The sequence below is a fragment of the Micromonospora sp. LOL_025 genome, assembly GCF_048060285.1.
Lineage (GTDB): Bacteria > Actinomycetota > Actinomycetes > Mycobacteriales > Micromonosporaceae > Micromonospora.
The window spans coordinates 1-24,617 of record NZ_JBHMIR010000027.1 but is presented as its reverse complement, the minus strand read 5'-3'; the positions used below and the strand labels follow the sequence as shown (position 1 = coordinate 24,617).

General features: G+C 74.6%; 19 protein-coding genes and 1 pseudogene. 15 read left to right on the top strand and 5 right to left on the bottom strand.

Annotated features, from left to right (window positions below):
- Nucleotides 1-30: 30 nt before the first annotated feature.
- A complete protein-coding gene (locus tag ACFHW0_RS25280; RefSeq protein WP_416611425.1) occupies nt 31-1,041 on the top strand; it encodes a DUF4349 domain-containing protein in 1,011 nt (336 codons plus the stop codon).
- Here the strand turns inward: ACFHW0_RS25280 and ACFHW0_RS25275 are convergent.
- Nucleotides 998-2,257: an amidohydrolase gene (locus ACFHW0_RS25275; protein ID WP_416611423.1), complete on the bottom strand. Its 1,260-nt coding sequence runs from the start codon at nt 2,255-2,257 to the stop codon at nt 998-1,000. The genes ACFHW0_RS25280 and ACFHW0_RS25275 overlap by 44 nt on opposite strands.
- A gap of 802 nt (nt 2,258-3,059) precedes the next feature.
- A complete protein-coding gene (locus tag ACFHW0_RS25270; protein ID WP_416611421.1) occupies nt 3,060-4,643 on the bottom strand; it encodes an acyl-CoA mutase large subunit family protein in 1,584 nt (527 codons plus the stop codon).
- 205 nt (nt 4,644-4,848) lie between these two features.
- Between ACFHW0_RS25270 and ACFHW0_RS25265 the strand changes: the two genes are divergently transcribed.
- Both ACFHW0_RS25265 and ACFHW0_RS25260 read left to right on the top strand, forming a co-directional pair.
- Nucleotides 4,849-7,017, top strand: a complete 2,169-nt coding sequence (locus tag ACFHW0_RS25265) for a serine/threonine-protein kinase (protein WP_416611419.1) — start codon at nt 4,849-4,851, stop codon at nt 7,015-7,017.
- A 48-nt stretch (nt 7,018-7,065) separates the two neighbouring features.
- Nucleotides 7,066-8,790 carry a phospho-sugar mutase gene (locus ACFHW0_RS25260; RefSeq protein ID WP_416611417.1) on the top strand — a complete coding sequence of 575 codons (1,725 nt, stop codon included), beginning with the start codon at nt 7,066-7,068 and terminating at the stop codon, nt 8,788-8,790.
- A gap of 161 nt (nt 8,791-8,951) precedes the next feature.
- Here the strand turns inward: ACFHW0_RS25260 and ACFHW0_RS25255 are convergent, their stop codons facing one another.
- Together ACFHW0_RS25255 and upp are read right to left on the bottom strand one after the other, a co-directional pair.
- Entirely contained in the window at nt 8,952-9,629 is a 678-nt protein-coding gene (locus ACFHW0_RS25255; protein WP_416611415.1) for a GOLPH3/VPS74 family protein, read from the bottom strand.
- A 77-nt stretch (nt 9,630-9,706) separates the two neighbouring features.
- A complete protein-coding gene (upp, locus tag ACFHW0_RS25250; protein WP_089002050.1) occupies nt 9,707-10,339 on the bottom strand; it encodes a uracil phosphoribosyltransferase in 633 nt (210 codons plus the stop codon).
- Between the two features lie 131 nt (nt 10,340-10,470).
- On the opposite strand from upp, the gene deoC reads away from it, so the two are divergent.
- The 10 genes from deoC to ACFHW0_RS25200 all read left to right on the top strand — a co-directional run bounded on the left by deoC (nt 10,471) and on the right by ACFHW0_RS25200 (nt 21,945).
- Entirely contained in the window at nt 10,471-11,430 is a 960-nt protein-coding gene (gene deoC / locus ACFHW0_RS25245; protein ID WP_416611412.1) for a deoxyribose-phosphate aldolase, read from the top strand.
- 6 nt (nt 11,431-11,436) lie between these two features.
- Nucleotides 11,437-12,867: an aldehyde dehydrogenase family protein gene (locus ACFHW0_RS25240; protein ID WP_416611410.1), complete on the top strand. Its 1,431-nt coding sequence runs from the start codon at nt 11,437-11,439 to the stop codon at nt 12,865-12,867.
- Nucleotides 12,860-13,684: an aldehyde dehydrogenase family protein gene (locus tag ACFHW0_RS25235; RefSeq protein WP_416611408.1), complete on the top strand. Its 825-nt coding sequence runs from the start codon at nt 12,860-12,862 to the stop codon at nt 13,682-13,684. The genes ACFHW0_RS25240 and ACFHW0_RS25235 overlap by 8 nt, the downstream gene beginning before the upstream one ends.
- A 117-nt stretch (nt 13,685-13,801) precedes the next feature.
- Complete coding sequence (locus ACFHW0_RS25230; protein ID WP_416611407.1) at nt 13,802-14,266, top strand: BlaI/MecI/CopY family transcriptional regulator; 465 nt, start codon at nt 13,802-13,804, stop codon at nt 14,264-14,266.
- Between the two features lie 10 nt (nt 14,267-14,276).
- Nucleotides 14,277-15,182, top strand: a complete 906-nt coding sequence (locus ACFHW0_RS25225) for a M56 family metallopeptidase (RefSeq protein WP_416611405.1) — start codon at nt 14,277-14,279, stop codon at nt 15,180-15,182.
- A gap of 288 nt (nt 15,183-15,470) precedes the next feature.
- Entirely contained in the window at nt 15,471-16,721 is a 1,251-nt protein-coding gene (locus tag ACFHW0_RS25220; protein ID WP_416611403.1) for a cytochrome ubiquinol oxidase subunit I, read from the top strand.
- Between the two features lie 10 nt (nt 16,722-16,731).
- Nucleotides 16,732-17,739, top strand: a complete 1,008-nt coding sequence (locus ACFHW0_RS25215) for a cytochrome d ubiquinol oxidase subunit II (protein ID WP_416611401.1) — start codon at nt 16,732-16,734, stop codon at nt 17,737-17,739.
- Nucleotides 17,736-19,412, top strand: coding sequence for a thiol reductant ABC exporter subunit CydD (gene cydD, locus ACFHW0_RS25210; protein ID WP_416611399.1), 1,677 nt, complete (start codon nt 17,736-17,738; stop codon nt 19,410-19,412). The genes ACFHW0_RS25215 and cydD overlap by 4 nt, the downstream gene beginning before the upstream one ends.
- Nucleotides 19,409-21,193 (top strand): thiol reductant ABC exporter subunit CydC, encoded by a 1,785-nt coding sequence (cydC, locus tag ACFHW0_RS25205; protein ID WP_416611397.1) that lies wholly within the window; start codon nt 19,409-19,411, stop codon nt 21,191-21,193. The genes cydD and cydC overlap by 4 nt, the downstream gene beginning before the upstream one ends.
- Before the next feature lie 92 nt (nt 21,194-21,285).
- On the top strand, nt 21,286-21,945 hold the full coding sequence (locus ACFHW0_RS25200; RefSeq protein ID WP_416611395.1) for a permease prefix domain 1-containing protein: 660 nt from the start codon (nt 21,286-21,288) through the stop codon (nt 21,943-21,945).
- 66 nt (nt 21,946-22,011) lie between these two features.
- Here ACFHW0_RS25200 and ACFHW0_RS25195 read toward each other — a convergent pair whose 3' ends face one another.
- Nucleotides 22,012-22,353: a PadR family transcriptional regulator gene (locus ACFHW0_RS25195; RefSeq protein WP_416611393.1), complete on the bottom strand. Its 342-nt coding sequence runs from the start codon at nt 22,351-22,353 to the stop codon at nt 22,012-22,014.
- A gap of 117 nt (nt 22,354-22,470) precedes the next feature.
- Between ACFHW0_RS25195 and ACFHW0_RS25190 the strand changes: the two genes are divergently transcribed.
- Nucleotides 22,471-23,421 carry a DNA primase gene (locus tag ACFHW0_RS25190; RefSeq protein ID WP_416611391.1) on the top strand — a complete coding sequence of 317 codons (951 nt, stop codon included), beginning with the start codon at nt 22,471-22,473 and terminating at the stop codon, nt 23,419-23,421.
- Nucleotides 23,422-23,461: 40 nt separating this feature from the next.
- Nucleotides 23,462-24,617: pseudogene (locus tag ACFHW0_RS25185) on the top strand (transposase); the annotation flags it as partial.

Genomic DNA, 24,617 nt, shown 5'->3' with positions numbered 1-24,617 from the left:
CCGCACGGGGGCGAGGACGATGGAGGCGGGATGGACGGACGGGAACGGCGACGTCGGGGCGTACGACTGACGGCCGCCGCGCTGGTGGCGCTGCTCGCGCTGGCGGGCTGCGGCAGCGACGCGGGCGACAACGCCGACAGCGCGCCGGCGGCGGCCCCGGCGGATCGGGACCGGGCCGGCGGCGCGGCGGACCAGGCGGGCGGCGCGGCCGAGCGGGCCGGCGACGCGGCCGACAAGGGCGGCGGCAAGGCCGAGCAGGGCAGCGGCGCCGGCGCACCGGACCTGCGGGTCGACCAGCGCTCCATCATCTACACCGGCACGATGCGCGTGCAGGTGGACGATGTGGACGCGGCGGCACGCAGTGCGATCGCCGCGGTCACGGCGGCCGGCGGTTTCGTCGGCGGTGACCAGCGGCGCAGCGCCGACGCGGACGCGCGGGCCGAGCTGGAGCTGCGGGTGCCGGCGGCGAAGTTCCACGGCGTTGTCGACGAGCTGGCGAAGCTGGGCCGGCAGCAGCGGCGGGAGATCCGCACGGAGGACGTCACCGAGCAGGTGGTCGACCTGGACGCGCGGATCACCACCCAGCGCGCCCGGGTGGAGAGCGCCCGTCGGCTGCTGGCCCGGGCCACCTCGATCAGCGACCTGGTGTCGCTGGAGAACGAGCTGTCCCGCCGGGAGGCCGACCTCGCCTCGCTGGAGGCGAAGAAGGAGCGGCTGGCGGACCTGACCAGCCTGTCGACGATCACCGTGTCGCTGGTCGGCCCGGACGCGAGCACCGCCGACGAGGAGACCGAGGTCGGCTTCCTGGTGGGGCTCGAGGGCGGCTGGAAGGTCTTCCTGACCTCCATGACCATCCTGCTGACGGTGCTGGGTGCGGTGCTGCCGTGGCTGCTGGCGATCGGCGTACCGCTGACGGTGCTGCTGGTGGTGCTGCGCCGACGGCGGCGCGCGGCCCCGCGGCCGATGACGCCGGCCGGACCGGCCGCGCCGCTGCCGCCTACCGCGCCGCCGCCAGTGCCCGCAGCGCGGTCTGGACCATGAGTCGTACGCCGACCGGGATGGCCCGTTCGTCCACGTCGAACGAGGCCCGGTGCAGGTCCACGTTCGGGCCGGAGCGGCCGACGCCCAGCCGGGCGAGCGCGCCGGGGACGTACTCCAGGTACCAGGAGAAGTCCTCGCCGCCCATGCTCTGCGGGGTCTCGGCGACGCCCTCCGGCCCGAGCGCGGCGACGGTGGCGCCGGTCAGGACCTGGATGGCCCGGGAGTCGTTGCACACCGGCGGGCGGCCCCGCAGGTATTCCAGGTCGACCGTGGCACCGGTCGGGGCGACGACGTCGCGCACGACCTGACCCACGATCTTGGGGGCCAGCTCCCAGGTGTCGCGGTCCATCACCCGCAGGGTGCCGGAGGCGCACGCCTCGGAGGGGATGACGTTGTAACGGGTGCCGGCCGAGGCGTGGCCGAAGACCAGCAGCAGCCCGCTGTTGGCCGGCACCCGGCGGCTGACCAGGGCCGGCACCTCGGTGATCAGGCGGCCCAGCGCGTCGACCAGGTCGACGGTCAGGTGCGGGCGGGCGGTGTGCCCGCCCGGGCCGGTGAGCCGGACGGTGACGTTGTCGGCGGCGGCGGTGATCGGGCCGACCCGCAGGCCGATCTGCCCGACCGGCAGGTTCGGGTCGCAGTGCAGCGCGAAGATCTGCACCACGTCGTCCAGGCCGCCGGCCTCGATGACCTCCAGCGAGCCGCAGGGCAGGATCTCCTCGGCGGGCTGGAAGATCAGCCGGACCCGGCCGGGCAGCTCGCCGAGGTCGGCGAGCTGGGCCAGCAGCATGCCGACGCCGAGCATCACGGTGGTGTGCACGTCGTGACCGCAGGCGTGGCAGACGCCGTCCACCGTGGAGCGGTACGGCACGTCCTTCGAGTCGGTCAGCGGCAGGGCGTCGATGTCGGCGCGCAGCGCGACCACCGGGCCGTCGGGGCGGCCGTCGATGTCGCAGATGACCCCGTTGCCCTTCGGCAGCAGCCGCGGCCTCAGGCCGGCCAGGGTGAGTTCCCGGGCGATCAGGGCGGCCGTCTCGAACTCCTCGCCGGAGAGCTCCGGGTGCGAGTGGAGGTGGCGACGGGTGGCGATCAGCCCGGGCACCCGGAGGGCGAGCAGGTGGTCCAGCTCGAACGGCAGGGGCTGGGACCCGGACGGCGCCTCCAGCCAGGACGACGCCAGCTGGTTGCCGGTGGGCAGCGTCAACGCACTCGTCACGTCGAATTCTCGTTCGCTAGAGATGGATGGATCATCAGGAACAGCAGACAGCCTAGACCTCCGACGGTGACGCTGGGCAACCTCGTTCCGGTAGTGGTCGGACCGCACAGCGTCACGTATGCCCTGCTCGGAGCGCTCGCAGATCTGCGGGACAGCAGGTAGATCGCGGTCGAACGCCGTCATCTGCCCCACACCTCCTACAACGCGTAACCGGACCGGCGGCCCCGAAATCGGCGTCGATCTCGAGAACCGTCGTTCCGAATTGTCGCATTAGTCGGTCAGGTGAACTGACACTCCGACAATTACCCGACCACGCCCCGACCGCGGGCACCCGAGACGGTCACACGCTCCGTCCCCGACCAACCGCACACCGTGTGCGTCCACGTCCACCCGGTCGGGTTACCCCCGAACCCGTCCGGCACACGCCTCGGCCGGTGGGCCACGGCGCTCCCCGCCGCGCGCCGAGCCCTCCGGCGGCGTCGCCGGGGCCCGCTCCGCGCGTCCGCCGCCGGCGGCCGGCGGCGGCTCCTCCTCCGACTGTCGCGCTCCGCCCGCACCCCCGCGACCAGCGAAAACGTCCCGTGGGTCCGTCGTTACCGGCACGTGGACCGGCCGGTTACGACGCGGGAGGCGAAGAGCGGTCCCACCGCGACCGAGACCCCACCGACGCCAAGCCGACCACCGCGAAGAAGGCGGAGGCCACCGCGGTTGGTTGCCCCGGACCGCCGACAGTGCGGGCCCGACGCCGACGGCCGCCCGTCCCCGGCGCGGCGGGAGATCGGACGGCCGTCGGAGGGAGTGATCAGAACCGGTCGGTCGGGCGGTAGAGCCCCCACACCTGGCGCAGGGTGCCGCAGACCTCGCCCACGGTGGCGCGGGCCCGCAGCGCCTCCTTCATCGGGTAGAGCACGTTCTCGGTGCCCTCCGCGGCGGCGCGCAGCTCGGCCAGCCCCCGCTCGACCGTCCCGGCGTCGCGCTCGGCACGCAGCCGGGCCAGCCGCTCGGCCTGCGCCGCCTCGATCGTCGGGTCGACCCGCAGCGGCTCGTACGGCTCCTCCTCGTCGACCGTGAACCGGTTGAGGCCCACCACCACCCGCTCGCCGGAGTCGATCTCCTGCGCGATCCGGTAGGCGGACTGCTCGATCTCCCGCTTCTGGAAGCCCGCCTCGATGGCGTCGACCGCCGAGCCGTGGTCGGCCACCCGCTCCATCAGCTCGGTCGCCGCCGCCTCGATCTCGGCGGTCATCGCCTCCACCACGTACGAGCCGGCGAACGGGTCGACGGTGGCGGTCAGGTCCGTCTCGTACGCCAGCACCTGCTGGGTGCGCAGCGCCAGCCGGGCCGCCTTCTCGGTGGGCAGCGCGATCGCCTCGTCGAAGCTGTTGGTGTGCAGCGACTGGGTGCCGCCGAGCACCGCGCCGAGACCCTGCACCGCCACCCGGACCAGGTTGACCTCCGGCTGCTGGGCGGTGAGCTGCACGCCCGCCGTCTGGGTGTGGAAGCGGAGCATCATCGACTTCGGGTTCCTGGCGCCGAAGTCGTCGCGCATCACCCGGGCCCAGATGCGGCGGGCGGCCCGGAACTTGGCCACCTCCTCCAGCAGGGTGGTGCGGGCGACGAAGAAGAACGACAGCCGGGGCGCGAAGTCGTCCACGGCCAGCCCGGCCTCCAGCGCGGCCCGGACGTACTCGACGCCGTTGGCCAGGGTGAACGCGATCTCCTGCGCGGGCGACGCGCCGGCCTCGGCCATGTGGTAGCCGGAGATGGAGATGGTGTTCCACTTCGGCACCTCCTTGCGGCAGTAGCCGAAGGTGTCGGCGACCAGCCGCAGCGAGGGCTTCGGCGGGAAGATGTACGTCCCGCGGGCGATGTACTCCTTCAGGATGTCGTTCTGGATCGTGCCGTTGAGGGCCGAGCCGGGAACGCCGGTCTCCTCGGCCACCAGCTGGTAGAGCAGGAGCAGCACCGAGCCGGGCGCGTTGATGGTCATCGACGTCGAGACCTTGTCGAGCGGGATGCCGTCGAAGAGCAGCCGCATGTCGTCGATCGAGTCGATGGCCACCCCGACCTTGCCCACCTCGCCGTGCGCGATCGGGTCGTCGGAGTCGTAGCCCATCTGCGTGGGCAGGTCGAAGGCCACGGAGAGGCCCATCGTGCCGGCCCGCAACAACTGGTGGTACCGCGCGTTGGACTCGGTGGCGGTGCCGAAACCGGCGTACTGGCGCATGGTCCAGGGGCGGGAGGTGTACATGGTGGGGTAGACCCCGCGCGCGTACGGGAACTCGCCCGGGCCGCCGAGCCGGGAGTCCAGGTCCTCCGGAAGGTCCGCCGCCGTGTAGACGCCCTTGATCGGGAAACCGGACTCGCTTGACCGCGGTTCGCTCATTAGCGGATGGTAGGACGCGCGACGCCGTCGGCGGGTGAGGGATACCGCACACCGGTCGACGGACATCGACGAGAGGTGAACGTTCGGGTACGTACTGTCCAGTTCGGTAAACGTCCGCCGCGTCGGGTTTCGCATCGGGCGTCGGAACCAGCAAGATAGGGGGGTTGTGTCCCAGCCCCCCTCGAATTCCCCCGGTGGCTTTTCTGTGACTCAGATCCCGACGTGGAGCGGCGGACCAGTCAGTCCCCCCAACGGACGCGCGACGCCCGGCACGACGATCGGTGGCCGTTACTCGCTGCGTTCGGCGGTGGGCAACGGCGGCATGGGCACGGTCTGGCGTGCCACGGACACACTCCTGCGGCGCGACGTGGCCGTCAAGGAGGTCGTCCTGCCCCCGGGGTTGGCCCCGAGCGACCGCGACGCCATGTACGAGCGCACCCTGCGCGAGGCCCGCGCCGCCGCCGCGATCCAGCACCCGGCGGTCGTCCAGGTCTACGACGTGGTCACCGAGGGCGGCCGGCCGTGGATCGTGATGGAGCTGCTCGACGCCCGCAGCCTCGCCGACATGGTGATCGAGGACGGGCCGGTCGCGCAGCGGGTGGTCGCCAAGATCGGCATCGCGCTGCTCGGCGCGCTGGAGGTGGCGCACGCGATCGGCGTGCTGCACCGCGACGTCAAGCCGGCCAACGTGCTGATCTGCGCCGACGGGCGCTGCGTGCTGACCGACTTCGGCGTGGCCCGGATGCCCACCGACGTGCAGCTCACCACCCCGGGGATGGTGCTCGGCTCGCCGCACTTCATCTCCCCCGAGCGGGCGATGGGCCAGGAGTTCGGCCCGCCGAGCGACCTCTTCTCGCTGGGCGTCACGCTCTACACGGCGGTGGAGGGGCGGCCCCCGTTCGACAAGGGCGACCCGATCGAGACCATGCACGCCGTGGTCGAGGACCCGCCCGCCCCGCCGCAGCGCAGCGGGCCGCTGGCCCGGGTGCTGATGGGCCTGCTGGAGAAGGACCCGGCCCGCCGCCTCGACGTGCACACCGCCCGGGCCATGCTGCGCGAGCTGCTCGCCGGCCCGCTGACCAGCAACGCCGCCGCGGTGAACTCGGTGACCGATCCCTACTCGGTGGTACCGGTGCAGCGGCCCGTGCCGACCCCGCCGGCCGCTGCGCCCGAGGAGCCGAAGCCGAGCGGGCAGATCGGCGGGCGGGCGATGCTCAATCCCGGCGAGTCGCTCACCGACCGGCTGGCGGCGCTGCGCCGGGGCGAGCGGCCCGCGCAGGCCGCGCTCCCCGCCAGCCCCGCCGCGATGGAGGACACCAGCGCCGACGCCCTGGCCGGGCCACTGCACACCCCCACCGGCGCGATGCCGGCGCCGAGCGGGTCCACGCCGGCCGGCCGCACCTACGGCGGCGCCGAGACGACCCAGCGGATGGCGTCCGGCGGATCGGACGCCACCCAGCAGCTGCGGACCAACGCCGCCGGCCTGGTCGGCTTCAGCGGCCCGACCGAGGCGACCCAGCGGGTGAAGGCGGGCCCGCCCACCTTCGGCACCCCGCCGGAGGCCACCCAGCGGGTGAGCGCCGGAACTCCCGTCTTCGGCGCACCGCCGCCCGAGGCGACGCAGCACCTCGGCGGGACGTACGGCGGCGGCCAGTGGTCGGTGCCGGGCACCGGGCAGGCGTGGGCGACTCCCGCCACCGCGCCCGCCCCGAGCGGCTCGGGCGGCGGCATCGGCGGCCGGGTCGGCGCCGTCGGCAACCAGCTCGTCGGCACGGTCAAGGGCTGGCCGCGCAAGGTGCAGCTCGCCGCCGCGGGCGGCCTGGCCGTGCTGCTGCTGATCGGGGCGGTCGTCCTGTTCACCGGCGGCGACGACCCGGCGCCGACCGTCCCGCAGGCCGCACCGACCTCGTCGGCCCCGGCCGCCGGCGTACCCGAGATGAAGGAGCACGCCGGCAAGGGCGTGCGGGTCATGGTGCCGCAGGGCTGGGAGATCAAGAGCGCCGGCAACTGGGTGGACTACGTCGACCCGGAGGACGAGGGCCGCAAGGTCCGGATTCTGGTCGAGGACTTCCGCACCAACTCGATGCGCTGGGCCGAGGTCGCCGAGGACGGTCTGAAGAACCGCTCCAAGTCCTGCGCGAAGCCGTACGCCCAGCTCGCCATGAACGAGGTGCAGTGGGTCGGCAAGTCGGCGGCCGAGTTCGAGTACACCTGCGGCGAGGGCGAGGCCAAGCGGCACGGCGTGTGGCGCGGCGTGGTCCACGAGGGCAAGGTCTACTCGTTCTATCTCACCTCGACCGACGCGAAGTTCGCCGACAGCCGGCCGATCTTCGACGAGATGGTCAAGTCGTTCCAGCTCACCGAGGCCGGCTGAGCCCCGGGGGAAGCGCGGTGGTGATCCGCCGGCGTGCTATCAAGAGACATGCCGGCGGAAACCACTGACATCGACGACATTCGCGAGCAAGCGCGGCGCTGGCTCGACGACGATCCCGACCCGGCCAGCCGGGAGGAGCTGCGGGCGGTGCTCGACCGCCTGCCGGCGAGCGCCCCGGAGCTGGCCGACCGGTTCGCCGGCCCGCTGACCTTCGGCACCGCCGGGTTGCGCGGCCCGCTGCGCGCCGGCCCCAACGGGATGAACCTCGCGGTGGTCACCCGGGCCGCCGCCGGGCTGGTCGACTGGCTCGCCGCCCAGGGCGGCACCGGCCCGCTGGTGATCGGGTACGACGCCCGGCACGGCTCCCGGCAGTTCGCCGAGCGGACCGCCCAGGTCGCCACCGGCGCGGGACGTCCGGCGCTGCTGCTGCCCCGCCCGCTGCCCACCCCCGTGCTCGCCTACGCGGTGCGCCACCTCGGGGCGGTGGCCGGGGTGATGGTGACCGCCAGCCACAACCCGCCGCAGGACAACGGCTACAAGGTCTACCTCGGCGCGGAACTGGGCGGGACGCTGGGCGCGGGCGCCCAGATCGTGCCGCCGGCGGACGCCGGCATCGAGGCCGCGATCCGGTCGGTGGGGCCGCTGGCCGAGGTGCCGCTCGGACCGGCCGGGCAGGTGCTCGGCGACGACCTGGTGGCCTCCTACGTGGAGCGGGCCACCGCCGTGATCGACCCGGACGGGTCGCGCGACCTGGCGGTGGCGTACACGCCGCTGCACGGGGTGGGTGCGGCGGTGCTCACCGCGGCGTTCGCCCGGGCGGGTTTCCCCGTGCCCGGTGTGGTGCCCGAGCAGGCCGAGCCGGACCCGGCGTTCCCGACCGTCTCCTTCCCCAACCCCGAGGAGCCGGGGGCCGTGGACCGGCTGGTCGCGCTGGCCGAGGCGACCGGCGCGGACATCGCCATCGCCAACGACCCGGACGCGGACCGCTGCGCGGTGGCCGTCCGGGACACCGGTCCGGCGGCGAGCACGGGGGCGGAGGTCGCCGGCCCGGCCCAGCCCGACGGGAACCCGCCCGGCTGGCGGATGCTGCGCGGCGACGAGGTGGGCGTGCTGCTCGCCGACCACCTCATGCGGCGCGGCGTGACCGGCCTGTACGCCACCACGATCGTGTCGTCGTCCCTGCTGCGGGCGATGTGTGCCGCCCGCGGCATGCCGTACGACGAGACGCTGACCGGGTTCAAGTGGATCGTCCGCGCCGGCGGCGGGGCCGAGCCGCTGGTCTTCGGCTACGAGGAGGCGCTCGGCTACTGCGTCGCCCCCGAGCACGTACGCGACAAGGACGGCATCACCGCCGCGCTGACCGTGGCGGAGCTGGCCGCCGGGCTCAAGGCCCGGGGCCGCACCCTGACCGACCGGCTGGACGAGCTGGCCGCCGAGTTCGGCGTGCACCACACCGACCAGCTCTCGGTGCGGGTGGACGACCTGCGGGAGATCGCCGCCGCGATGGCCCGGATCCGGGCCGCCACCCCGACGACGCTGCTCGGGCAGCCGGTCACCGAGGCGCAGGACCTGCTCCCCGAGGCGGACGTGGTGATCCTGCGTACCGGCGCCGCCCGGGTGGTGATCCGCCCCTCGGGCACCGAGCCGAAGCTCAAGGCGTACCTGGAGGTGGTGGAGCCGGTGGCGGACGGCGACGTCGCCGCGGCCCGCACCCGCGCAGGGGAGGCGGTCGCCACCCTCCGCACCGAGATGGCCAACGCCCTGGGCCTCTGACCACCAACCCCACCCACCCCCGCCACGTTGATCATGAGGTTAGCGGCGCCGGTAAGCGCTTCCCCGGCCCGCCAACCTCATGATCGACGGGATGTCGGGGGCGGGGGCCGGGTGGGTGGGTGGGGCCGGGTGGGTGGGTGGGTGGGTGCAGCCGGGGTGGGTCAGCGGCGGGGGCCCAGGGCGGCGTCGACGGCTCTGCCCAGCGCGGCCACGACGAGGCCGACCGAGGGGCGGACCACGGAGTCGTCCAGGCTGACGGTGCCGGAGAAGCCGGCGCCGCCGGCGATCTCCTCCAGCCGCTGCCGGGCCTCCCGCGCCGCGTCACCGGCCAAGCCGAGCGCCGGCTCCATCCGCAGCACCGCGACCAGGGTCGCCAGGGCCGCCGTCCGCTCGTCGGGCAGTTCCCCGCTGGCCAGCGCCTCGGCGAGCCGGCGTCGGGTGTCCGCCTCGACGGCGGGGTCCACCGTCGGGTAGCGGTGCACGTGGATGAAGCCCAGCTCGGTCTCGTCGACGTCGCGCACGACGCCCTGGGCGCACAGGTCGCCGAGGATCTTGTCGCGCAGGCCGTGCCGCAGCCGCTGCACCCAGGACGAGGGGCTGTGCGGCGTGTCGGCGGCCATGCGGGCGAGGACCCCGTCGACGAGCGGCTCGCCGGTGGGGGTCGGGTCGACCACCGTCAGGGACCCCTCGGAGTACACGATCCGGCCGGCCAGGGCCAGTTCGATCAGCACCGCGGCGGCCATCCCCAGGTCGAGGCTGATCCGCGGCATGGTCGCCTTGCCGGTCTCGTCGTCGTACGCGAGGAGAAGCAGCTCTTCGGCGAGCGCAACACCAGTCATGGCCGGAGACGGTAGCGGCTGCGCGCATCCCGCGCACGGACTCGCGCACGGATTCACGCGCAGCCGCACGGCGGACCTCAGAAGCGGGGCATGCCACCGAACTGGCGGTCGCCGGCGTCGCCGAGGCCCGGCACGATGAACATGCGGTCGTTGAGCCCCTCGTCGATCGAGGCGGTGACCAGGCGCAGCGGCAGGCCGGAGCGCTCCAGCCGCTCGATGCCGACGGGCGCGGCGAGCACGCAGAGCACGGTGATGTCGGTGCAGCCGCGGTCGGCCAGCAGCCGGCAGCAGTGCTCCAGCGAGCCGCCGGTGGCGAGCATCGGGTCCAGCACCAGCACCGGCAGGCCGCTGAGGTCGCGCGGCAGCGACTCCATGTAGGCGCGCGGTTCGTACGTCTCCTCGTCGCGAGCCAGGCCGACGAAGCCCATCGAGGACTCCGGCAGCAGGCCGAGCGCGGCGTCGGCCATGCCCAGGCCGGCCCGCAGCACCGGCACGAGCAGCGGCGGGTTGGCCAGCCGGGTGCCCTCGGTGCCGGTGACGGGGGTCTGCACCGGGTACTTCTCGACGGGGAACGAGCGCGCGGCCTCGTACACCAGCATGGTGGTGAGTTCGTGCAGCGCCGCCCGGAACGAGGAGGAGTCGGTGCGCGCGTCCCGCATGGCGGTCAGCCGCGACTGGGCGAGCGGATGGTCAATGACGTGTACGTCCACGATCGCTCAACCTACCGGTCCGCCCGCCCCGGCACTGCGGGTGAGGCGGGACGGCGACGTCGCTCACCACCGTGCCGCCGACGGCACCGTGACCAAGATCACCCCTCGGCCGGGTGCGTAGACTTCGGGGCATGACGGCGACAGCGACGTCGGCCCGGTCGGAGCTCTCCGAGTTGGGACGATCCGAGACCGCTCTGCGGACCTTCCTGCACGGCCTGCCCGGCGTGGACCAGGTCGGCGCGGAGCAGCGGGCGGCACAGCTCGGCACCCGCTCCATCAAGACCACCGCCAAGGCCCAGGCCATCGACCTGGCGATCCGGATGGTCGACCTGACCACCCTCGAAGGGGCGGACACCCCGGGCAAGGTGCGGGCCCTCGCGGCCAAGGCGCTGCGCCCCGATCCGGCCGACCCGTCCTGCCCGCACGTGGGCGCGGTCTGCGTCTACCCCTCGATGGTGCCCCACGTGGCCGAGGTGCTGCGCGGAAGCGGTGTGCACCTGGCCAGCGTGGCGACCGCCTTCCCGTCGGGCCAGGCCCCGCTGGAGGTCAAGCTCGCCGACACCCGGGCCGCCGTGGCGGCCGGCGCCGACGAGATCGACATGGTGATCAACCGGGGCGCCTTCCTCGCGGGCCGCTACCAGGAGGTCTACGACGAGATCGTGGCCACCAAGGAGGCCTGCGGCGACGCCCACCTCAAGGTCATCCTGGAGACCGGCGAGCTGGCCACGTACGACAACGTGCGGCGCGCCTCCTGGCTGGCGATGCTGGCCGGCGGCGACTTCATCAAGACCTCCACCGGCAAGGTCCCGGTCGCGGCCACCCCGCCGGTGACCCTGGTGATGCTGGAGGCGGTGCGCGACTTCCGGGCCGCCACCGGGCGGCAGGTCGGCGTGAAGCCGGCCGGCGGCATCAAGACCACCAAGGACGCGATCAAGTACCTGGTGATGGTCAACGAGACCGTCGGCCCGGACTGGCTGGACCCGGACTGGTTCCGGTTCGGCGCGTCCAGCCTGCTCAACGACCTACTCATGCAGCGCACCAAGCTGACGACCGGCACCTACTCCGGTCCCGACTACTTCACCCTGGACTGAGAGCCGATGTTCGAATACGCACCCGCCCCCGAGTCCCGCTCGGTGGTGGACCTCAAGGCCTCCTACGGGCTCTTCGTCGACGGTGAGTTCGTCGACCCCACCGACGGCGGCACGTTCAAGACGGTCAACCCCGCCTCCGAGGAGGTGCTCGCCGAGGTCGCCGAGGCCGGCGCGCAGGACGTGGACCGCGCCGTCCGCGCCGCCCGGCAGGCGTACGAGAAGGTCTGGGGCCCGATGTCGGGCCGGGACCGGGCCAAGTACCTCTTCCGGATCGCCCGGATCATCCAGGAGCGCTCCCGCGAGCTGGCCGTGCTGGAGTCCCTGGACAACGGCAAGCCGATCAAGGAGTCACGCGACGTCGACCTGCCCCTGGTCGCCGCGCACTTCTTCTACTACGCCGGCTGGGCCGACAAGCTCCCGTACGCCGGCTTCGGTCCCGAGCCGAGGCCGCTGGGCGTGGCCGCGCAGGTCATCCCGTGGAACTTCCCGCTGCTGATGCTGGCGTGGAAGATCGCCCCTGCGCTCGCCGCCGGCAACACGGTGGTGCTGAAGCCGGCCGAGACGACCCCGCTGACCGCGCTGCTCTTCGCCGAGATCTGCCAGCAGGCCGACCTGCCCGCCGGCGTGGTCAACATCGTCACGGGCGCCGGCGAGACCGGCCGCGCGCTGGTCGAGCACCAGGGCGTGGACAAGGTCGCCTTCACCGGCTCGACCGAGGTGGGCCGGGCCATCGCCCGCGCCGTGGCCGGCACCCGGAAGAAGCTCACCCTGGAGCTGGGCGGCAAGGCGGCCAACATCGTCTTCGACGACGCCCCCGTCGACCAGGCGGTCGAGGGCATCGTCAACGGGATCTTCTTCAACCAGGGGCACGTCTGCTGCGCCGGCTCCCGGCTGCTGATCCAGGAGAACGTCGCCGACCGGGTGCTGGAGTCGCTGAAGCGGCGGATGGCCCAGCTGCGCGTCGGCGACCCGCTGGACAAGAACACCGACATCGGCGCGATCAACTCGGCCGCGCAGCTGGCCCGGATCCGGGAGCTGTCCGACGCCGGGTCCGCCGAGGGCGCCGAGCGCTGGTCGCCGCCGTGCGAGCTGCCGGAGCGCGGCTTCTGGTTCGCGCCGACGATCTTCACCGGGGTCACCCAGGCGCACCGGATCGCCCGCGAGGAGATCTTCGGCCCGGTGCTGTCCGTGCTGACGTTCCGCACCCCGGCCGAGGCCGTCGAGAAGGCCAACAACACGCCGTACGGGCTGTCGGCCGGGATCTGGACCGACAAGGGCTCCCGGATCCTGTGGATGGCCGACCGGCTGCGCGCCGGCGTCGTCTGGGCCAACACGTTCAACAAGTTCGACCCCACCTCGCCGTTCGGCGGCTACAAGGAGTCGGGCTACGGTCGCGAGGGCGGCCGGCACGGGCTGGAGGGCTACCTCAATGTCTGAGCGGGTCGCGGTACGCAAGACGTACAAGCTCTTCATCGGCGGGAAGTTCCCGCGCAGCGAGTCGGGACGGTCGTATCTCGTGCAGGACTCCAACGTGTCGCTGGCCTCCCGCAAGGACGCGCGGGACGCCGTCGTCGCCGCCCGCGCCGCCGTCAAGGGCTGGGCCGGGGCGACCGCGTACAACCGGGGTCAGATCCTCTACCGGGTCGCCGAGATGCTGGAGGGCCGGCGCGAGCAGTTCGTCGCCCTCGGCGTGCCCGGCGACGAGGTCGACGCGGCCGTGGACCGCTGGGTCTGGTACGCCGGTTGGTCCGACAAGCTCCCCCAGGTGTACGGCGGCGCCAACCCGGTCGCCGGGCCGTACTTCAACCTGTCGGCGCCCGAGCCGACCGGCGTGGTGGCCGTGGTCGCCCCCGAGTCCCCGGCGCTGCTCGGCCTGGTCAGCGTGATCGCCCCGGCGATCGTCACCGGTAACACGGTGGTGGTGGCGACCTCGCCGACGCAGCCCCTGGCGGCGGTGACCCTGGCGGAGGTGCTCGCCACCTCCGACCTGCCCGGCGGCGTGGTCAACCTGCTCACCGGCCGGATCACCGAGACCGTGCCGGCGCTGGCCGCCCACATGGACGTCAACGCCATCGACCTGACCGGGGTGGCCGACGCCGAACTGGCGACGGAGCTGGAGATCAAGGCGGCGCAGAACCTCAAGCGGGTGCTCCGGCCGGCCCCGGCGGACCACGACTGGTCCGCCGACCCGGGCATCACCCGGATGACCACGCTGCTGGAGACGAAGACGGTCTGGCACCCCAAGGGGGTGTGAGGATCTCTGTCCGTCCGCGGACAGGTCCGTGGGAAAGCTCAGCTCAGGTGTGCTGCCTCGGGTGGGCCGCTGTGGTGCGGGGCGGGGCAGATCTACTACCGGGGGTAGGATTGCGGCGTGACTCGGCTTGGTGATCTCGAACGTGCGGTGATGGACGTCTTGTGGGACTCGGTCCCGGGCACGTCGGACGGGATCACCGTGCGCGAGGTCGCCGACGCGTTGGACGGCCGCGAGCTGGCGTACACGACGGTGATGACCGTGCTGGACCGGCTCGCCGGCAAGGACATGGTGCAGCGCGAGCGGGAGGGGCGGGCCTGGCGTTACCGGGCCGCCGCCAGCCGCGAGCAGTACATCGCCCAGCTCATGCTCGACGCCCTCGACCTCGGGGGCAGCCGGGACGCCGCGCTGGTGCGCTTCGCCCGCTCGGTGACCGGCACCGAGGCCGAGGTGCTGCGCGCCGCCCTCGGAGCCGAGGCCGAAGGGGTCGGGCACGACGGGGACGCGCTGACCGGTCGCGTCGAGGCGCCGTCGGTCGACGGGGTCGGCCGACCGCCCCGGGCCGACAAGGCAGCGGACCGGTAGGGCGGCGGTCGTGGCGTACGCCCTGCACTTCGCCGCGTCGATGCTGGCCTGCTGGCTGACCGCGCAGGTGCTGGCCCGCTCCACCTGGACCTGGCGCAGTCCCCGGGTCGCGATCGTCTGCTGGCAGGCCGTCGGGCTGGCCCTCGGGCTCTCCGCCATGGGCGTGCCGATGGCGCTGGGCCTGTCCGCGTACGACCGCCCGACCGGCAGCGCGCTGGTCGCCCTCGCCACCGACCTCGCCCACGGCACCCTGCCCGTCGGGCTGGGCGCGCCGCACCTGGCCGCCGTCGGGGTGGGCTTCGGCATCGGCGCGGTCCTGCTGACCACGACCGTGCGCAGCATCCACGGCACCGTACGCGCCCAGCGCCGGCACCGGGACCTGCTCGCCCTGGTCGCCCGCCGGGACCCGACGGTGCCCGGGGCGCTGGTGCTCGACCACCCGAGCGCGGCGGCGTACTGCCTGCCCGGGATGAGGCCCCGGGTGGTGGTCAGCGCGGGCACGCTCGACCTGCTGGACAGCGCCGAGCTGGCGGCCGTGCTCGCCCACGAGCGTGCGCACGCCCAGGAACGGCACGACCTGGTGCTGCTGCCGTTCACCGCGCTCAGCCGGGCGCTGCCCTGGTTCGCCTGGGTCCGTGAGGCGCACGACCGGGTCGCCCTGCTGGTCGAGATGCGGGCCGACGACAAGGCCCGGGAGGCGCACGCCGACGCCCCGCTGGCCGGTGCGCTGCGCCGGTTCGCCGCGGCCGGCAACCGGGTCACTCCGGCCGGCACGCTCGGGCTGGGCGACCGGGACCTCGACGTCCGGGTGCAGCGGCTCCTGGTCGCCGACCGGCCGCCCCGGCTGCTCGGGGCCGCCGCGCTGGCCGTGGCGACCACCGTGGCCGCCCTGCCGGTCTCCCTCTTCCTGAGCTGACCGGGCGGCCCACCGGCCGCTGCCCCGGCGGCGGGCCGTATCCGTGCCGGCGCAGCGCCGCGCCCGCGAGCGCCCCTCCCCGCACGGTGGAGTTACCGACGCGTGGATCGCGTGCGGACATGCTGGGACCGGACCGCCCGCGACCGCGACCCGCCCGGCGCCCCATCCTCCCCCACAGCTACTACAACTCGTCGTAGCATCGTCTACGACGGGCCATAGTAGTCATGTGTAGAGAACCTACGTGTAGGCTCGCTACGACAAGTGAGCCAACCGTACGGAGAGCCGGCCATGGACACCCTGCTCCTCGCCCGCCTGCAGTTCGCCACCACCACCTCGATCCACTTCCTCTTCGTGGCGGTGACCCTAGGCCTCGTGACCCTGCTGGTCGGTCTCCAGACCGCCTGGGTGATCACGAACAAGCCGGTCTACGAGCGGCTGACCCGCTACTGGGGCCAGCTCTACGTCATCAACTACGTGCTCGGCATCGCCACCGGCATCGTGATGGAGTTCCAGTTCGGGCTGAACTGGAGCGGGCTGTCGCGCTACGTCGGCAACGTCTTCGGCGCGCCGCTGGCCATCGAGACGCTTGTCGCCTTCTTCCTGGAGTCGACGTTCCTCGGCATGTGGATCTTCGGCTGGCACCGGCTGCGTCGGGGCGTCCACCTCGCCCTGCTCTGGGGCGTCGCGATCACCGCGTACGCCTCGGCGTTCTGGATCATGGTGGCGAACTCCTGGTTGCAGAACCCGGTCGGCTACGAGGTACGCGACGGGGTCGCGCACCTCACCGACTTCTCCGCGCTGCTGGACAACCCCACCTTCCGCGTGGCCCTCGGGCACGTCGTCACGGCGGCGCTGCTCGTCGGCGGAATGCTGATGGCGGCGGTCAGCGCGTGGCACCTGGTCCGGCGCACCGACGACTTCGCGCTGCACCGCAAGGGGCTACGCATCGGCCTGATCACCTCGGCGGTGGCGATCTTCTTCGTGCAGGGCTTCGGCTTCGCCCAGTTCTTCGCGATCAGCGACGTGCAGCCCACCAAGTTCGGCGACGACCCCGCCGCCGCGCCGCTGATCGCCGACTGGACCGCCCGGTTCGGCCCCGGCGACTACACCCCGCCGGCCCTCGCCAACGTCGGCCTCGGTTTCATGATCCTTATAGGCTTCACCCTCGGCCTGCTCTGGCTGATGCTCCCGCTGCTCTGGCGGGACTGGGTGATCCGGCTGCGCGTCCCGCTGTGGATCCTCCAGTTCGCCCTGCCGCTGCCGTTCGTCGCGATGATCCTCGGCTGGATCGCCCGCGAGGTCGGCCGCCAGCCCTGGGCCGCGTACGGGCTGCTGCCCGTGGACCAGGCGGTGTCGCCGGTCAGCCCCTGGCTGATGCTCACCTCGCTGATCGGCTTCAGCCTGCTGCTCGGCGCCCTCGCCGTCACCAACTGGGTGCTGCTGGCCCGGCACGCCGCCCGGGGAGCGCACGACCCGGCCCTGGGCCGGCAACCGGACCAGCCGCCGGCCGACCCCCACCCCGAGCCCGCCTTCGCCTGAGGAGACGACCGTGGAACTCGCCTGGTACGCCCTGCTCGGCCTCTTCTTCGCCGTCTACCTGGTGCTCGGCGGCTACGACTACGGCGTCGGCCTGCTGCTCGCCCGGGGCGCCGACCCCGCCCGCCGCCGCGCCGCGCTCAACGCGGTCGGCCCGTTCTTCCTCGGCAACGAGGTCTGGCTGGTGGCCGCCGTCGGCATCCTGTTCGGCGCCTTCCCGGTGCTGGAGGGGGAGCTGCTCTCCGGCTTCTACCCGGCCGTGCTCGGCGCGTTGACCGGGGTCGTCCTGGTGACCGCCGGCGTGCAGCTGCGCAGCCGCCCCGACGGGCAGCGCGCCCGCGCGTGGTGGGACCGGGTCGTGGTCGTCGGCAGCGTGCTCGCCGCGCTCGGCTGGGGCGCCGTGCTCGCCGGGCTGCTCCAGGGCGTACCGCTGCGCGCCGACGGCCACGTCGCCGGGGTGACCCACCTCTTCACCCCGTTCGTGGCCGCCGCCGGGCTCGCCGTCGTCGCGCTGGTCGCGCTGCACGGTGCGACCTTCCTCACGCTCCGGCTGCCCGCCGCCGACGCCGCGCCGGTCGGGCGGCTGGCCGCCAGGCTCGTCCCGGTGGCGCTGGCCACCGTCGGCGCGGCCACCGTCCTCGGCCTGCTCTCCGCCGACGTACGCGCCGCCACACAGCAGCCGATGGTGGGCGTACTGCTGCTGTCGTTGCTGGTCGCGGCGCTGCTGACGGCCCGGGCGGCGCTCGCCCGGCGGCGGCCGGGGCTGGCCTTCGCCGCCACCTGCGCGTCCCTGGCGCTGCCGGTGGCGCTGGCCGGCACGACCATCTGGCCCTACGCGCTCGTCTCCACGGTCGACCCGGGCGCGTCACTGACCGTGGCCGACGCGGCGGCGAGCACACCCACGCTGCGGCTGCTGGGCTGGGTGACGCTGCCGCTCCTGCCGGCCCTACTAGGCTTTCAGGCGATGTGCTGGTGGGTGTTCCGGGGACGGACCGACGGCAGGGCACCGGTGTACTGGTGAACCGCCGTCCCTTCGACCCGCGTCTGCTGCGTCGGGTCCCGGGGGCCCGACGCGACCTCGCCGTGCTCGCGCTGCTCGGCGTGCTGGCCGCGGGGCTGGTCGTCGCGCAGGCCACGGCGCTGGCCGCGCTGCTGGCGACCGCGTTCGAAGGACGACTGGACCGGCCCGCGCTGGCCGGCTTCGCGGCCGCGGTGGCCGCCCGCTCGCTGCTGGTCTGGGCGCAGGGCACGGTGTCGGCGCGGGTCGCGGCGACGGTCAAGGCGGCGCTGCGGGCCGACCTGCTCGCGGCGGTCGGCCGGCACGGCCCCGGTTGGGTCGCGGGACAGCGCGCCGGGCAGCTCGCCACGCTGACCGGGCGCGGGCTGGACGCGCTGGACGCCTACTTCACCGGCTACCTGCCGCAGCTGGTGCTCAGCGTCACCGTGCCGCTCGCCGTACTGGCCCGGATCTTCGTCGCCGACTGGAGCTCGGCGCTGATCATCGCGGTCACCCTGCCGCTGATCCCGATCTTCGGCGCACTGCTCGGCTGGCAGGCGCAGGCCGCCACCGAGCGGCAGTGGCGGCGGCTCTCGCTGCTCGGCGGGCACTTCCTCGACATGGTCGCCGGGCTGCCCACGCTGCGCGCGTTCGGCCGGGCCCGGGCGCAGACCGAGGTGGTCCGCCGGATGGCCGACGGCCACCGCGTCGCGACCATGAAGACGCTGCGGATCGCGTTCCTGTCCGCCCTGGTGCTGGAGCTGGTGGCCACCCTCTCGGTGGCGCTGGTCGCCGTGCCGGTCGGCGTGCGGCTGCTCGGCGGCGGGCTGACCCTCCAGACCGCGCTGCTGGTGCTGCTGCTCACCCCCGAGGCGTACCTGCCGCTGCGGGCGGCCGGCGCCCGGTTCCACGCCAGCATGGAGGGGCTCACCGCGCTGGACGAGGCGCTGACGCTGTCGGCCGCCGCCCCCGCGCCGCCGCCCGGCGCGGGCGCGGCCGTCCCCGACGGTCGCGGCGAGCTCCGGTTCGAGGCGGTGACCGTGGCGTACGAGCGGACCACCGCCCTGCGCGACGTCACGCTGACCATCCGGCCGGGCGAGCGCGTCGCCGTGATCGGGCCGAGCGGCGCCGGCAAGAGCACCCTGCTCGGCCTGCTGCTCGGCTTCGTCACCCCGACCGCCGGGCGGGTCACGGTGGGCGGGGTGGACCTGGCCGACGCCGACGCCGACGGCTGGCGCCGCCAGGTGGCCTGGGTGCCGCAGCGGGCCCACCTCTTCGCCGCCTCGCTGGCCGACAACATCCGCCTCGGCGCCCCCGACACCCCCGACGCCGCGCTCGCCACGGCGGTCCGCGACGCCGCCCTGGACGACGTGGTCGCCGGGCTGCCCGAGGGGCTCGCCACCGTCCTCGGCGAACGCGGGCACGGCCTCTCCAGCGGGCAGCGGCAGCGGGTCGCGCTGGCCCGCGCGTTCCTGCGGGACGCGCCCGTGGTGCTGCTCGACGAGCCGACCGCCCGGCTGGACACCGCCGCCGAGGCGGTCGTCCTCGACGCCACCCGCCGGCTGGTGGCCGGGCGTACGGCGCTGCTGGTGGCGCACCGGCCGGCGCTGCTCGCCGACGCGGACCGGATCCTGCGCGTCGAGGACGGCCGGGTCACCGAGCTGACGCCCACGGCGGCCGGGGAGGCGACCCGATGACCGACGAGCCCCTGTCGTCCGGCGCCCGGGCCGCGCCGGGCCGCGCCGGCTCCGCCGAGCGGGCCGTGCTGCGGCTGGCTCGGCCGTACCTGAACCGGCTGCTCGGCGCGGGGCTGCTCGCCGCCGCCACCGAGTACGCCGGCCTCGCCCTGATGGCCACCGCGACCTGGCTGCTGATGAGCGCCGCCGGCCAGCCTCCGCTGGACCGCCTCACCGTGGCGATCGTGGCGGTCCGGGCGCTGGCGATCAGCCGGGGCGTGCTGCGCTACACCGAACGGCTCGCCGGGCACGACGCCGTGCTACGGCTGATCACCGACGTCCGGGCCCGGGTCTTCGGCACCCTCGCCGCCCGCCCGACGCCACGGCAGCGCTCCGGCGACGCGCTGAGCCGGCTCGTCTCCGACGTGGAGGCCGTCCAGGACCTGCTGCTGCGGGTGCTGGTGCCGGCCTCGGCGGCGGCGCTGGTCAGCGTGCTCGCGGTCGGCGGGGCGGCGCTGATGTCACCGGCCGCCGCCGGGGTGCTCGCGGTCGGGCTGCTGGTCGCCGGGGTGGCGCTGCCCGCGCTGGCCACCGCGCTGACCCGGCGCGCCGCCGCCGAGCTGGCGCCGTTGCGCGGTGCCCTCGCCACCGACGCGGTCGACCTCACCCACGGCGCCGCCGACCTGGCCGCATTCGGCGCCACCGGGCACGCGCTGGAGGCGGCCGGGGCACGGGCCCGACGGCTGGCCCGGTTGGAGCGGCGGCTGGCCGCCACGGGCTTCGCGGTCGACGCGGCCGGGGTGCTGGTGGCCGGGCTGACCGCCGGCGCGGTGGTGCTCGCCGCGCTCGCCGACGGCGTGGACGGGGTGCTGGTCGGCGTCCTGGCGGTCGGCACGCTCGCCGCCGTCGAAATCGCGCTGGCGCTGGTCGGGGCCGCCCGGCAGTGGACCCAGCTGCGGACCGGCCTGACCCGGGTCGCCGCCCTGCTGGACGCCCCGGCCGGTCCGGCCACTCCCGGCGGCGCGGAGGTCGGCCCCGGGCCGTACGACGTGCGGTTCGAGGAGGTCACCGTCCGGTACCGGGAGGGCGCCCCGCCCGCCCTGGACGGGTTCAGCCTGGACCTGCCGCCCGGCGGCCGGGTCGCGGTGGTGGGGCCGAGCGGCGCCGGCAAGAGCACGCTGGCCGCCGTCCTCACCGGCGCGGTGCGCCCCGCGCACGGACGGGTCACCCTCGACGGGCGGGAGCTGTCGGCGTACCGGGCCGACGACCTGCCGCGCGCCGTCGGGGGACTGCTCGCCGAGGCGTACGTCTTCCACGCCTCGGTGCGGGAGAACCTGCTGCTCGGGCGGCCCGCCGCCGGCGAGGAGGAGCTGGCGGCGGCGACCGCGGCGGCCGGGCTGCTGGACTGGGTGCGCGAGCAGCCGGACGGCTGGGACACCGTGGTCGGTGAGGAGGGCGGCCAGCTCTCCGGCGGTCAGCGGCAGCGGCTCGCGCTGGCCCGGGCGCTGCTCGCGGCGCCGGGTGTGCTGGTGCTCGACGAGCCGACCGAAGGGCTCGACCCGGCCGCCGCCGACGCGGTGCTCGCCTCCGCGCTGGCGGCCACCCCGGCCGGGCACTCCGTGCTGCTGATCAGTCACCGGCTCAGCGGGCTCGCCGGGCTGGACGAGATCGTGGTCCTGGACGGCGGGCGGGTGGCCCAGCGCGGCCGGCACGCCGAACTGGTCGCCGCCCCCGGCTGGTACCGGGACCAGTGGCTGATCCAGGAGGCGGCCGAACGCGGGTACCTGGCACTGCGCCCCTGACCTCCGCCCGGCCTGTCGCGCCCGCCCGGTTCCGGGTCGGGCCAGGGTTGTCCCCGACGACGTCCGGCGCCGGCCCGTGACAGGGTGGGGCCATGCGGGGCGAGGACGACGCGACGATGGTGGAGGAACGGCTGCGGGAGCTGGGCGCGCACCTGCGGGGGTCGCGCCGGCTGAAGTCCGACCTGCTGACCGAGGCACGGCACGGGCTGCTGGACGCCGTCGACGCGTACCGGGCGGACGGGCTGCCGGCGACGGAGGCGCAGCGCCGGGCGGTGGCCGAGTTCGGCTCCCCGGCACAGCTCGCCCCGGCCTATCAGGCGGAGCTGGCGGCGGGTGCGCTGCGCGGGCTGTCGCTTCGGGTCATCACGCTCGCCACGGTCGCGTTCGTCGCGGGCGACCTCACCTGGCAGGGGTCGAGCTGGGACGGATCCCCGCCGCCGGCCGGCTACCAGGTGCTGTCGGCGTCGGTGGGCTGGGTCTGGGCGGCGGCGTTCGTGCTGGCCGCGACGGGGCTGCTGCCGGCCGGCCGGTCGGCGCTGCGCGGCGGTGCCGCCGACCGGGCGGTGGGGGCGGCCCTCACCGGGGTCCTCGCCCTCGGCGTACTGACCGGCTCGGCCCTCTTCGCGTGGTCGATCGGCCTCTGGGACGCCGCGCTCACCTGGCCTCCCATGATCATCGGTGCGACGGTGGCCGCCGCCGGCTATCTCTGGCTCGGCCGGGCCGCCCGCACCTGGCTGCTCGCCGCCCGCTGAACCCCGCCGGGGTGGGCTCCGCCGCCGTGGCCCTCTCGGCCGGACGGCACCCACCGGCGGTCCCGGTCAGGCCGGCGCGGCCGGCGGGGTGTCGGTGTCGAGGAACCGGCCGACGGTGGAGCGGAACTCGTGCCACCCGGACCGCTCGCCGGCCAGCGCCCGCCGGCCCTCGTCGGTGAGTTGGTACGTCCGCCGTTCCCGCCCGTTGACGGTGCTCCAGGTGCTGGCCACGTGGCCGGCCCGCTCCAGCCGGCGCAGCGCGGGATAGATGGTGCCGGTCGGCAGGTCGAGCTGCCCGTCGCTGCGGATACGCAGCGCCTCGATGATCGCGTAGCCGTGCAGCGAACCCTGCTCGAGCACCGCGAGCAGCAGCGCGTCGAGGTGTCCGTGCAGCGCCTGGGCCTTCATGTGTAGCAACGCTACTTGTCGGCGGCCCGCGCCGCCACCGGGGTGCGGGCACGCTCTCCCGGAGACGCCCACTAGGGTATGTGCCCAGAGTCACTCGCCGGCGGCGGACGCCGGCGGGTGGGCAACCCGAAGCACACGGAGGTCAGCGTGGCCCGCCAGTCGCCCCAACGGCCCGACGCCGACGAGCCCGAGCTCGCCGAAGCCGACGCCCCGGCCGAGTCCGGCACCGCAACCGTCTCGGCCGAGGCCGCCCGCGCCCTCTGGGACGAGCTACGCATCGACCCGGTGGAGATCGCGCTGCCCGCCGGCACCGGCTACACCCTGCGGGCCTACCGGCCGGCGCGGGAGCTGACCCCCACCGACGTCGCCGAGCGCGACCAGGACGACCCGTTCCTGGCCCGTCGCCAGGTCACGGAGGCGGACGAGGATGACGACGACGAGGCCGTCGTCATCCTCGACGAGGAGGTCGCCCAGGAGTTCGCCGAGAGCGACGAGGAGGAGGCCAAGGGCCGCCGCCGAGACGCGACCGACGACGAGGACGCCGCGACCGCCGACGAGGACGACGAGGACGAGGCGGGCGACGAGGAGGTGCCGGCCTTCCTCAGCCACCGCGGGAAGCTGCTGCTCTTCAAGACGCCCGAGTCGCTTGTCAGTTTCATCCGCTCCGGGGCGCCCAACGACCTGTCTCAACTGGACAGCTGGAATGAACTGTCCGAACGGGTGGAGCCGGCCGACATCGCGCCGCTCGACGAGGACATCTACGAGCTCGACCTGGTGGTGGAGAACCTCCGCGGCGGGCACGACACCTGGGACCCGACGCTGCTCATCGAGGCCGGCGAGGTGGCCCGCGACCTGGCGTACGCGCTGCGGCTGCCCGCGGTGCTGGACATGCTCTCCGCCGGCTCCAGCCTCGACGACCTGGACGAGGCGCTGCGCGCCACGGTCGACGGCGGCGTCGGCGGGTTCTTCGGTCGGCGCCGACTGAAGAAAATCGGGGCACAAACCGCAAGTCTGGGTTGGCGCACCATTGTCGGGAAGATCTCTGCGACGGTGGACTGGCGCGACTGACCCTTTACGGGGAGCATCAGTCTCTGGCAGTGAAAGCCTTGTGTCCCGGGAGGAGGACGACGCCGTGGCGCTCGTGCGCGTGTACTGCGGTCTGGCCTCGGCGGATCCGGCCGACCGACCGGTCTCGGCCGGTTCGACGCTGACGTCCGCTGTGGTCGACGACGCAGGCCGTCTGCTGCATGTCTGCGAGATCGGCGACGACCCCGCTGGCTACGCCCAGCTGGTCGCGCTGCTCGTGGAGCGGTCGGGCGGGCCGAGCGGTGCGGCCATCGCCGCCGACAGCGACGACCACACGGTCACCTCGCTGCTCAGCGCCGCCGGGCGTCCACTGGCGATCGCCGACGACGACTCCGTCGACGACTTCGCCGAGCGCTTCGCCGACGACGACTCCCTGGAGGAGATGCAGTCGCCCCCGGCCGAGCGGCGCGCCGTCGGCCTGGCCCGCGCCCTGCAGGCCGGCGCCCTCTCCGCCGTCACCCTCCCCGCCCCCCGGGACCTCGCCGGCTACAAGCAGGTCCTCGCCGCGCACGCCGCCCTGTCCAGCGGCCGGCACTCCGCCGCCGTCGCGCTGCGGGAGGTGCTCCGCGAGCTCTACCCGGCCGCGTTGCGGGCGTACCCGGACCCGGCCGAGCCGGTCTCGCTGGCCGTGCTGGACGCCTTGCCCGAGCCCGGGATGCTCAGCGGCACCGCGGGTCGCGGCGACGACGCCCCGGTCCCCGCCGAGGCCGTCGCGGCGCGTCTCGCCGCCGACGGGGTCGCCGACGCCGACGAGCTCACCTCAGCGGTGACCGCCCTGCGGGTGGCCATCAGCGAGACGCCCCGGCGCGCCACCGTCAACCGCGCCCTCACCTCCGCCGTGGCGGACACCGTGCGGCAGGCGGTCGCCTCCGTGCGGGCCTGCGACGCCGGCTGCCAGGCGCTGGTCGGCGCGCTCAACGACCGGGTCGGCGCGCCCGCCACCCCCGCCTCCGGGCGCCGCGCCGCGATCCGACACGGCGAACCCCTCGGTGACACGCCCGGCCGCACCCCCACCGGCGGCGCGCTGCCCGGCCTCAGCCCCTCCGGCGGTGGCCTGCGGGCCCTCCGGCCCGCCGAGCCCGAGCCCGCCCCGGGCGGTGGCCGCCGCAGCCGGCCCGAGCCCGCCCCCGGCGCGAAGCCCCCGGCCCCCCGGCCGCTCGGCCCGCCGCCGGTCGCAC